The sequence below is a fragment of the Streptomyces sp. NPDC051563 genome (assembly GCF_044454225.1).
Classification (GTDB): Bacteria; Actinomycetota; Actinomycetes; order Streptomycetales; family Streptomycetaceae; genus Streptomyces.
This window is the reverse complement of the sequence record NZ_JBITDL010000009.1, coordinates 153,375-164,999: the sequence shown is the minus strand read 5'-3', so window position 1 is coordinate 164,999 and position 11,625 is coordinate 153,375. Positions and strand designations below refer to the sequence as shown.

General features: G+C 72.9%; 5 protein-coding genes. 2 read left to right on the top strand and 3 right to left on the bottom strand.

Annotated features, from left to right (window positions below):
• Positions 1-176: 176 nt before the first annotated feature.
• The gene (locus ACIA8F_RS13265; protein ID WP_399378420.1) at positions 177-1,190 is read right to left on the bottom strand and encodes a LuxR C-terminal-related transcriptional regulator; all 1,014 of its coding nucleotides are present in this window, start codon (positions 1,188-1,190) and stop codon (positions 177-179) included.
• A 337-nt stretch (positions 1,191-1,527) separates the two neighbouring features.
• Between ACIA8F_RS13265 and ACIA8F_RS13260 the strand changes: the two genes are divergently transcribed.
• Positions 1,528-1,857: a hypothetical protein gene (locus ACIA8F_RS13260; RefSeq protein WP_399378419.1), complete on the top strand. Its 330-nt coding sequence runs from the start codon at positions 1,528-1,530 to the stop codon at positions 1,855-1,857.
• 133 nt (positions 1,858-1,990) lie between these two features.
• Here the strand turns inward: ACIA8F_RS13260 and ACIA8F_RS13255 are convergent, their stop codons facing one another.
• On the bottom strand, positions 1,991-2,344 hold the full coding sequence (locus ACIA8F_RS13255; RefSeq protein ID WP_399378418.1) for a PRC-barrel domain-containing protein: 354 nt from the start codon (positions 2,342-2,344) through the stop codon (positions 1,991-1,993).
• Between the two features lie 202 nt (positions 2,345-2,546).
• The gene (locus ACIA8F_RS13250; protein WP_399378417.1) at positions 2,547-3,884 is read right to left on the bottom strand and encodes a lipase family protein; all 1,338 of its coding nucleotides are present in this window, start codon (positions 3,882-3,884) and stop codon (positions 2,547-2,549) included.
• Positions 3,885-4,178: 294 nt separating this feature from the next.
• Here ACIA8F_RS13250 and ACIA8F_RS13245 point away from each other — a divergent pair, with 294 nt between their 5' ends.
• The gene (locus tag ACIA8F_RS13245; protein WP_399378416.1) at positions 4,179-11,597 is read left to right on the top strand and encodes an amino acid adenylation domain-containing protein; all 7,419 of its coding nucleotides are present in this window, start codon (positions 4,179-4,181) and stop codon (positions 11,595-11,597) included.
• Positions 11,598-11,625: the final 28 nt, after the last annotated feature.

The window sequence follows — 11,625 nt, the reverse complement described above, 5'->3', positions numbered from 1 at the left end:
CCCGGGGCGCCCCCGCGCCGCGCCCCCGCGCCGACCCACCTCCCCAGACCTCCCGCCAAGACCTGCCCCCCCGCCCCCCCCCCCCCCCCCCGGGGGGGGGGGGGCGGCCCCGCCGGCCCCCCCCCCCCCCCCCCCCCCCCCCCCCCCCCCCCCCCCCCCCCCCCCATTCCGGTGCCTTACAGCCACCCGTGCTGGGCCGCGCGCAGGCCCGCCTCGAAGCGGCTGCGCGCGCCGAGTCGTTCCATCAGGGCCGCCATGGAGCGGCGGACCGTGCTCAGCGAGACGCCCAGCTGGTGGCCGGCCGCCTCGTCGGTCATGCCCTGGCTCAGCAGCCGCAGCAGTTCCCGTTCCACCGGCGTCAAGCCGGTGCCGTCATCGCGCGGCCTGTCACAGCCCAGGGGCAGCGAAGCCTCCCAGACCTGGTCGAAGAGCGCGGTGAGCGCCGCGACCGCTCCCGGCAGCCGCAGGACGACGGCGCCGGCACGGGTGTCGGCCGGATCCAGCGGCACCAGGGCATGGGCCCGGTCCACCAGGATCATCCGCAGCGGGAGCGTGGGCACGGTCCGCACGCCGCCACCGTTGTCGGTGAGCCAGCGTGCGTAGTCGAGGGTCGGCGGGTTGCCGCGGACACTGTCCAGGCAGACCGTGCGCACGCCGACACCGCGGTCCAGGAGCTGGATGTCGTTCTCCCGGGCCGCCTCGATGGCCGCGGCGGACTGGCCGCCGCCCGGCATGAACGTACAGATCTCCGACCTGGCCTGGTCTGCGATGAGTTCGAGGCGGGCCTGGACGGCGTCGATGCCGATCAGCCGTTCCCCGCCGCCGTCACCCCCGCCGCCACCGTCCGAGCCGGAGTCCGGGTTCGGCCCCTGGCGCAGGCCGGAGATCATCCGGGACACCGTCTCGTGGCTCGCGGCTATCTCCCGCTGCCGGCGGTCCAGTTCCTCCTGGTGGCGGCGGAGCATCAGCTGCATCCCGAGCTCCGGGCTGACCGCCCGCCAGGTGCCGGGAATCGATCGCGAGCGGCGCAGCAGCGAGACCTCGGCGAGCTGGTCCAGGGCCTCGCGCACGTCGGTCTCGGTGCTTCCGAGGTGTGCGGCGATCTGTTCGACGCCCCAGCCCTCGGTGCGGGTGGCCATCAGCCGGTAGACGGCTTCCGTAGAGGGTTCGAGCCCGAGCGTGGCGAACAAGAAGATCCTCCGTGGGGACGAAAAGACGTCGGGCGCTGAGCCTGACAAGCCGTCGCCGCTCTGTCTTGTCGAAATCGGCATTCACCACCGGGAGAGCCGCCGAGCTCTGATGGCCGCGGAGCCGGGGGTGACACCAAACGTTCAAGACCACTTGCTCTCACCCCGGACGCCTTCCAGGCGCGCGCCACCGCGGCGATGCTTCTGCTGCAGCCGGAGAACACCGGCTGAAAGCAACAGAAGTCGACGGAAACGCACGGGAATCTCCAGGAACCCCACCGTAGAGAAAGGAAGCGCCATGTTCTTCGCCCTCTTCGGCCTCATCTGGGACTGATGCGCCATGCACCTCGCAATGGCGGCGGTGGAGCTGACGGCAAGTCCCCAGGCTCCGCATCAACGCCTGAACCCGAACCTGCTGACCGACGTGCTGTGGGCCTACGCCGAACCGGCGGACCGGCCGGAGCACCTGACCGTACTGACGGGCGAAGGAAGGGCCGACCTCGTCGTCTACTCCCTCGCCGAGTCCGCTCAAGAAGCGCGCTCCGGGGCACTGCACCTCGTACGGCGCGCCCTCAGCACCTCGCCGTTGCTGTCCGGCTGGGAGGCACGGGAGATTCCCCTCGACCATCTCGATGCCCTCGGAGCGCCCGATCTGGAGCGACCCCCATGAAGGGCGGCAGCCGCACCCAGGCCCTGCGTCTCCTCGACATCGCCGACGGTCGAAGAGGGCGCGACAGCAGGGCGGGGGCGACAGCTGAAGCCGTCGCCCCCGCCCTGGGGTGCCCGTGTCGGTTCCACACCTGTTACAGGTGGTGCGGGCCGTCGTAGTAGCCGCCGACCTGGCGGTGGTAGTCGGCGTCGCCGAGGTGCTTGTCCTTGTCGAACTCGGGAGCGTTCTTGATCTGCTCCTTGGTCCGGTCGACGTAGATCTTCTCGTCGTTCGCGTCGATCCGGGTGATCGTGCCGGCCGGCAGGAGGACTTCCTTGCCGAAGATCCACGGTCCGGTGTCGACCACGACGTAGGAGGAGCCGACCTCGTCCGAGTGCTTGTCGACCTTACCGATGGAACCGTCGCTCGCCTCGACCTTGTATCCCGTCAGATCCGCTCCGGCCAGACGGCCGGCGGACTCGCGGTAGCCCCAAAAATTCTCAGTCATGCGAAAACAACTCCTCCGGTCAATGGGAGACGTGGAAATGAATTCCCACCGACTCTCCCTTTTCCGTACTGCGTTCACGGCGGAACTCGCGTTCCGTCATGACCTCCGCCTGCCCCGCATTCCTTTCCGTACACCTCTTGATTCACATCCGGCGCCGAAGACGTCCAGCCCGTTTCGTGGTGGTGCGGAGCACCCTCCGGTGTCAGGGCCTCGCCGTGGGGACCTCCGGCGCGAGCGAGTTGCCCGCGGGGATCCGGCCGCAGTCGGACGGGGGCGTCTTGCCCGCGAACCTGTCGCCCAGCCAGCCGAGGGCGGCGGGTGCCCACGGAACGGCGGCGCCGACATGGCTGAGCAACTCGTACTGCTGGTACTTGATCGCGGTGTTGCCCTTGTCGCAGTACTGCCGGACCAGCGCGCGCACGTCTCCGGCGACCATGACCCCGTCACCCGTTCCGATGCCCGGGAGGTTGCTGAGGGTGCCCTCCAGGACGCCTCCGTCGCCCTGGACGATGAACCCGGGGGCGCTGGGGGTGGGGGCCGAGCCGAGGTTCAGCTTGTTGACCGCCTCGACGAAGGGGGGAACCGAATTCGGGTTCGCGTACTCCGGCTTGACCATCTTCTTCCAGGTCAACCCCGGGTACTGACCAAGCGCGTTGACGATCGACCCGTGTTCGAGCTCCTTGAACACCCGTTGACCGTATGCGTTGAGGTAGGGCTCGAACGCGATGTCGTAGGAACGCGCGGCCCCGATGACGGCCATGGGTGCGACCCCGGCCCAGATGGAACTGCCGCTGACGTACTTGAGGTTGTGCGCCGGATCGACGAGCAGGCCGCCTTCCGCGTAACCGACCAGCCTCCTGTCGACGTCCGGCGCGTAGCCCGGCGCGAGTGCGGCGGCCCAGTGGGTGGCGATGGCTCCGCCCGAGTAACCGGCCAGGCCGATGCGGGTGTTGGAGTTCAGGCCGGTCTGCGGGGACTGGCTCGCGGCTCGGATCGAGTCCAGCGTGTTCGTTCCGTACTCCGGGCCGGCCGCGAAGTCGGCGTTCTGGCCCTCGCTGTCCGGGATGATCACGTTGTAGCCGGAGAGCAGGAGCGGCACCAGGAGGAGGGACTCGCCGTTCGCGATCAGGCCGCCGAGCGAGACGTCGCCCGCGATGGCCCGGGAGGGGGAGTCCGCGGGGTTGAGGGAGTCGTAGAACGACTGGTACGAGACGGCCTTGCTGCCGTCTCCGTTGGGGCTGCGCACGATCGACGTGACCCCGGCGGACGGGCGGCCCTGCGCGTCGACGGTGCGGAACAGCAGCTGGATCGCGGTGACCGGCGTCGGGATGCCGAGGACGTGGTACCGCAGCGTCCGGGTCTTGAGGACGGCGCCCGGTGCGTACGAGGACAAGGGGGCGCTGCCGTCGTACGCGTAGAACGAGTCGCCCGCCGCGACCGTGGACGAGGCGGACGGAGCGGCCGCGGCCGCCGGAGCGGCGGTGACGGCCAGGGCGGTGGCAACTGCCGCTGCCAGCTTCCCCATGGCGATGCGGTGCATGGTTCCCTCGGATTCGTCTCGTGGATCACCGGGACAGTCGTCGTGCGTTACCGGTGGTAACGGCGCTGTAAGTTACCAGCAGGTAAACGGCTTGAACAGGCCTGCGGCACGGCTCTGCGCGCCACCCGGACCCGGCAAGGTCGCGAGGTCTCCGTCCCGGCGGTGCCGGTCACGTGAATCCGGGACCGTAAAGAGGCGACTTCACCCGAATCCGCACCCTTCCTAGGCTGAAGGGGCAATCAAGCGGAGCATGCGCCGCGTACCAGGCACCGGTGCGGCGTCGAGGGAGTTGTCTTGGCCAGTCACGTTCCGACCGAACGCCCTGTGGAGCCGTCGTTCAGCGCGTTCCGCGCATCGGCAGCCCAGCAGCGCATGTACTTCCTCCAGCAGATGGAGGAAGGCCGGCCGACCTACCACATGCCGGTCTTCTACGGCCTGGAAGGGCCCGTGGACGAGAGCGCGCTCCGCAGCTGCGCGCAGGAACTGATCGACCGGCACGAGGCGCTGCGCACCCGCTTCGTCCTGCGGGACGGCGAGCTGTGGCAGCACGTCGACACCGGGGCCGAGCTCGCCTGGTCCTCGGCCACCGCCGCCGGGGAGCGGGACGTCGAGGAGTGGACGGCCGCCGAACACCACCGGCCCTTCGACCTGGAGGCCGGACCGCTCTTCCGCGCGGCCCTGCTGCACACCCCCGACGGCGCCGTCCTCGCGCTCGGCCTGCACCACATCGTCGCCGACGGCTGGTCCGTCGGGATCCTCGCCCGTGAGCTCCTCGCCGCGTACGCCCGGTGCGCCGGCGGTCCGCGGCCGCAACCGGCCGAGGAGGGCCCGGAGTACCAGTACGCCGACTTCTCCGAATGGCAGGACGAATGGCTCCGGGGCGAGACCGCCTGGCGCCAGCTCGCCTACTGGGAGGCGCAGTTGGGCGGTGAACTGCCCGACGCACCCCTGCCCCGGGACGGCCGCCCCAGGGCAGGAGCGGCCCGCGGCGCGGCGGCGCTGCACTCCTTCGACGTACCGGCCCCGGTGCTCGCCCGGATGGAGGGTCTGTGCCGCGACACGCACAGCACCCCCTACATGCTGATGCTGGCGGCCTTCCAGATCGTGCTGGGCCGGTACACGGGCACCGACGACGTGCTGGTGGGGACGCCGGTGGCGGGCCGCAACCGCAAGGAGTTCCAGGACACCGTCGGCCTGTTCGTCAACACGCTGGTGATCCGCGCGGACCTCTCCGGCAACCCCGCGTTCCGGATCCACCTCGAACGCGTACGGGACACCGTGCTCGACGCCCAGGACCACCAGGACCTGCCCTTCGAGCGGGTCGTCGACCGGATCGCGCCGGGGCGCACCGGCGAGGACGCGCCGCTGTTCCACGCCATGTTCGGCCTGCACGACGAGGACGGCATGACGGGCGGCCTGCCGGGACCGAAGGCCCGGCTACTCGAAGGGCCTGCCGGAACGGCCAAGTTCGACCTCACCTTCGACGTCGTACGCAGCGGCGGGGCGACGAGCTGCCGGCTGGAGTACCGCGCCGACCTGTTCGAGGCCTCCACGATCGAGCAGTTCGGCCGGCACTTCGCCCGCCTTCTCGACGCCGCCACCGACCACCCCGAACTCCTGCTCGACTCCCTCCCGATGCTGTCGGGTGAGGAGCGCGGCGGCATCGGATCCTCCCTCACCGTCGATGCTCCGCGCCCGCCCCGCGGCGCCCTCCCGCAGACTCCGGGCGAACTCCGCTGTGTCCACGAGCTCTTCGCGGACCACGCCGCCCGCACCCCCGAGGCCGTCGCCCTCGTCCACGAGGGCGTGTCCCTCACCTACCGCGAGCTCGACACCCGGGCCAACCGGCTCGCCCACCGGCTGCGCGCCCTCGGCGTGGGCCCGGACACCCTCGTCGGACTGTGCCTGCCCCGCTCCGCCGACCTCGTCGTCGGTCTGCTCGGCATCCTCAAGGCCGGCGGCGCCTACCTGCCGCTGGACCCCGACAACCCGCCCGAGCGGCTGCGCCACATCATCGGCGACGCCCGCCTCGCGCACGTCGTCGGCACCACTGCCACCCGGGACCTGTGGGACGCCCCCGCGCCCGCCGCAGGTCCGCCCGCCGCAGATCTGCCCGCCGCAGACTCGACCACCGCCGGCCCTCCGCACGCCCCCGCCCTGCACACCGTCGACCTGCTCGCCGACGCCCCGCTCCTGGCCGCCCAGCCGGACACCGCCCCGCAGACCGGTGTGACCCCGGACCACCTGGCCTACGTCATCTACACCTCGGGCTCCACCGGCCTGCCCAAGGGCACCCTCGTGCCCCACTCCAACGTCACCCGGCTGTTCTCCGCCACCGATCACTGGTTCGGCTTCGGTCCCGAGGACGTGTGGACCCTCTTCCACTCCATCGCCTTCGACTTCTCCGTGTGGGAGCTCTGGGGAGCCCTCGCCCACGGCGGCCGCCTCGTCGTGGTCCCGTACGGCACGAGCCGCTCGCCCGAGGAGTTCCACCGGCTGCTGCGCGCGGAGCGCGTCACCGTGCTCAACCAGACCCCGTCCGCCTTCTACCAGTTGGCCCGCGTCGACGAGGAACACCACCGCACCGGCGACGGATCCTCTGCGACCGGGTCCCAACTGAGCCTGCGACACGTCGTCTTCGGCGGGGAGGCCCTCGACGTCGCGGCCCTCGCCGGCTGGTTCGCCCGGCACGGCGACACCGCACCCCGCCTGGTCAACATGTACGGCATCACCGAAACCACGGTGCACGTCACCTACCGCCTGCTGACCGCCCGCGACGCCGAGGACGGCCGCGGCAGCGTCATCGGCGTGCCCATCCCCGACCTGCGCCTGCACCTGCTCGACGCACGCGGCCGGACCGTCCCGCGCGGAGCCGTCGGGGAACTGTACGTCGCCGGAGCGGGCCTGGCCCGCGGCTACCTGCGCCGGCCCGAACTCACCGCCGAGCGCTTCCCCACCGTGCCCGCCGACGGCACCTCCGGCCGCGTCGCCGACGCCCCCGCCGGGCTCGCGGCCGGCGAGCGGCTGTACCGCACCGGCGACCTGGCGCGCGCCCTGCCCGACGGGGACCTGGAGTACCTCGGCCGCATCGACCACCAGGTCAAACTGCGCGGCTTCCGGATAGAACTCGGCGAGGTGGAGGCGGCCCTGGCCGCCCACCCCCTCGTCGACGCCGCGGTCGCACTCGTCGCACCGGATCCCGCGGGAACCGACGTCCTCGTCGGCTACCTCGCCGTCACCGGGGCCGAGAACGGCGCCGGTCCCACCGTGGAGGAGCTGCGCGCCCACCTCGAGCAGCGCCTGCCCGGCTACATGATCCCCGGCGCGTTCGTCACCCTGCCCGCATTCCCGCTGACCGCCAACGGCAAGACCGACCGCCGCCGCCTGCCCGCCCCCGGCTCGGTCGCCCGGACCCCCACGGCCGCCTACGAAGCACCCCGCGGGCCGGTCGAGACCGCACTCACCGAGGTCTTCGCGCAGGTCCTCGGGCACGAACGGGTGGGCGCCCTCGACAACTGGTTCGCCCTCGGCGGGGACTCCATCCGCTCCCTCCAGGTGCTCGCCAGGATCCGGGAACGCGGCCTCGACCTCACCGTCGCCGACCTCATGCGCCGCCAGTCGGCCCGCGCACTCGCCCCCGCCGTGACCCGCAGGGAGCCGGCGCCCGCCGGCGCAGCCCCGTACGAGCCGTTCGCCCTGCTCACCCCCGAGGACCGCGCCGCCCTGCCCGACGGGCTGGAGGACGCCTACCCGATGACCCGGCTCCAGGCCGGCATGCTCTACCACAGCGACCTGCCGTCGGCCGGCGGCCGCGTCTACCACAACGTGGCCTCCTATCTGGTCGAGGCGCCCTTCTCCGAAGCCGCCTGGCGGACCACCATCGACGTCCTCGCGGCCCGGCACGAGATGCTGCGCACCTCCTTCGACCCGCACGGATTCACCGAACCCCTCCAGCTCGTGCACCACGGCGCCCGCCCGGAGATCACCTTCGAGGACCTGCACGGCCTCGACCCCGAGGCGCAGGACACCGCCGTCGCCGCCCGCTACGCCGCCGAACGCGACCGGCCGTTCGCCTGGGAGAGTCCCCCGCTGATCCGCTTCCACGTGCAGCGGCTCTCGGACACCCGGCTCCGCCTGTTCGTCGCCGAGCACCACGCCGTCCTCGACGGCTGGAGCGAACGCTCGCTCCTGACCGAACTGGCCTCCTGCTACACCGATGCACTCGCCGCCCGGACCCCCGGGGACGGCCCCTCCCCGGACGCGGGTCCCCGCTCCCGGTTCGCCACCTTCGTCGCCCTCGAACGGGCCGCCCTCGCCGACCCCGGGCAGCGCGCGTTCTGGACCGGCAAGGCCGCAGACGCCCCCGCGACCCGGCTGGCGCGCCCGGCGGCGACCGGCGGACCCGCCCGCATGTCCTGGTACCTCGCGCCGCTCCCGCAGGGGCTGCACGCCCGGCTGACCACCCTGGCCGCCGAGTGCGGCGTACCGCTGCGCACGGTCCTGCTCGCCGCCCACCTGCGGGTCATGGCCCTGCTGGGCGGCGGCGACGCGGTCACCACCGGAGTGGTCCACAACGGGCGGGCCGAGGAGGCCGACGGCGACAAGGTCGTCGGCGCCTTCCTGAACACCCTGCCGCTGACCGTCGAGGTCACCGGGACGCACTGGCGCGGGCTCGTCGCGCACGTCGCCGAGCTGGAGGCCGAACTGCACGCGTACCGGCGCTTCCCGCTCGCCGAGATCCAGCGCCTGTCCGGCGGCGGCCCGCTGTTCGAGACCTTCTTCAACTACACCCACTTCCACGTGGAGCAGGACGGGCCCGCCGGCGGCACGTTCACCATCCTGGAGGAGACCGGGGAGGCCGGCACGGACTTCGCCTTCGGCGCCGAGTTCTCCCGCAGCCCCGACGGCTCCCTGCTCGAACTCGGCCTGCGCTTCGACGCCGCCCAGTTCTCCGAGGAACAGATGGAGAGCGCGCACGCCTCCTACCGGGCCGCCCTGCGCGACCTGTCCGAGGCCCCGGACGGCGAGTGCACGGCCGCCGACCTCCTCCCGGATGCCGAGCACCGCCGATACGCTGAGTGGAACCGGACCGCCGTCCCCTACCTGCGGCCGCACGTGCTGACCCGGCTGATCGAGGAGCAGCTCGAGCGGGCGCCCGACGCCCCCGCCGTCCGCTTCGAGGGCGCGGAGCTCACCTACCGCGCCCTCGACACCGAGGCCGACTGGCTGTGCGCGGTCCTGCGGGGACGAGGCGCCGGCCCCGGCACCTTCGTCGGCCTGCTGCTGGAACGCTCCCTCGCCCTGCCCGTCGTCCTGCTCGCGGTCCTGAAGACCGGCGCCGCCTACGTCCCGCTCGACCCGGAGCACCCGGCGCCGCGCGTGCGGTCCCTGCTCGCCGAATCGGGCATCGGCCTGGTGGTCACCGAGGGAGCGTGGGCCGACCGGCTGGAGGGCTCCGGGGTCACCGTCGTCCGGCCGGACACGGACGCGCCCGCCGGCGAGGGGCCCGCCGCCGAGGGGCCCGCCCGGGCGCCCGAGCCGACGGACCCGGCGTACATGATCTTCACCTCGGGATCCACCGGCAAGCCCAAGGGCGTCGTGGTCTCCCACCGCGCCATCGCCAACCGGCTGCTGTGGATGCAGGACGAGTACCGTCTGGCACCGGGGGAGCGGGTGCTCCACAAGACGCCCTACACCTTCGACGTCTCCGTGTGGGAGCTCTTCTGGCCGCTGCTCACCGGCGCCACCCTGGTCCTCGCCCGCCCCGGCGGCCAGCGCGACCCCGGCTACCTCGCCACGCTGATCCAGGACGAGGGCGTCAGCACCGTGCACTTCGTCCCCTCGATGCTCAGCGTCTTCCTCGACGACCCTGCGGCCGTCACCGGTGCGGCGGGCCTCACCCGGGTGGTGTGCAGCGGCGAGGCCCTCCCGTACGAGGTCCAGCGCAGGTTCTTCGAGCGGCTGCCCGGGGTGGAACTGCACAACCTCTACGGGCCCACCGAGGCGGCGGTCGACGTCACGTACTGGCAGTGCCGGCCCGACGGCGGCGACACCGTGCCCATCGGCCGCCCCATCGCCAACATGCGCACCCACGTCCTCGACCGGCGCCTCGCCGAGGTCCCCCTCGGCGTCACCGGAGAACTGTTCCTCGAAGGCGTCGGCCTCGCCGACGGCTACCACGGACGACCGGAACTGACGGCCGAACGCTTCGTCGAGCACACCGGCCCCGACGGCGTCACCCGCCGCCTCTACCGGACCGGCGACCTGGCCCGGCACCGCCCCGACGGCGCCCTGGAGTACGCGGGCCGCACCGACCACCAGCTCAAGATCCGCGGCTTCCGCGTCGAGCCGGGGGAGATCGAAGCCGTCCTCGCCGAACACCCCGGCGTCCGCGACTGCGCCGTCCTGCCCCGCGGCGAACGCCTCGTCGGCTACTTCGTCCCCGAATCGGCCGGCCCGGGCAGCGGCGCCGTAGCCGACCCCGGTGAACTGGCCGCCCACGCCCGCGAACGGCTCCCCGAATACATGGTCCCGTCCGCCTGGGTGTCCCTGGAGACCCTCCCGCTGACCGCCAACGGCAAACTGGACCGCGCCGCCCTGCCCGACCCGGACCCCGCCGACCTGCGCGGCGGCGTGGAGCCGACCCCGCCCCGCGACGCACTCGAAGCCCGCCTCGCCGGCATCTGGGAGCGGCTCCTGGCCGCCGGCCCGGTCGGCGTCCACGACGACTTCTTCGCGTCCGGCGGGCACTCCATCGACGCCCTGCGCCTGATCGGCCGGATCAACCAGGCCTTCGGCGAACGGCTCGGCGTCTCGACCGTCATGGAACACCCGACCGTCGCCCGGCAGGCCGGCCTGCTGCGCGGCCGGCACGCCGGGTCGGCACCCGACCCGGTGGTCCGCATCCGGCCCGGGGGCACGCTCGACCCGCTCTTCCTCGTGCACCCGATCGGCGGAAACGTCTTCTGCTACCGGGACCTGGCGGCCGAACTGGCCCCCGGCCGACCGGTGTTCGGCCTGACGGCGCCCGGGCTCACCGCCCCCGGCCCGGTACCGGGGGCCACCGTCGAGGAGCTGGCCGAGGCCCACGTGGACGCCCTGCGCCGGATCCGGCCCGAAGGCCCCTACCACCTGGCCGGCTGGTCCTTCGGCGGGCTCCTCGCCTACGAGACGGCCGTCCGGCTGCGGGCAGCCGGGCAGGAGGTGGCGACCCTCGCCCTGCTGGACACCGGCTACCCCGAGCCCGCCCACGTCCCCGCGGACGAGTGCGACCTGCAGGTGTGGTTCCACGAGGACCTGGCCCGCTCCGCCGGCTTCGACCCGTCCGACGAGGGGGCGTCGGCCCTGCGCAGCGCGCTGCGGGGCGCCACCGGTACCACGGCCCGCCTCGCCGTCCTCGCCGAACAGGTGGAACACGAGGGCTTCGCCCCCGGACTGGACCCGCGGGACCTCGCCCGGCACTACGCGGTGTTCCGTACGGGGATCCGCGCGGCCGCCGCGTACGAACCGCCGGCGGCCCCGTGCCCGGTCCTGTTCCTCCAGACGAGCACCGGGGCCGGTGAGAGCGCCGCCGACCGGTGGGAGGGGCGGGCCGCGGCCGGCTTCACCCGCCACGACGTCCCCACCGACCACTACGGGCTGATGCGACCGCCGCACAGCACCCGGGCCGCCGCCCTGCTGAGCACCGCCCTCGCCGCGGCCGACCACCGCTGAGCCAGGCCCCGTAGGCCCGCCCCCTTCG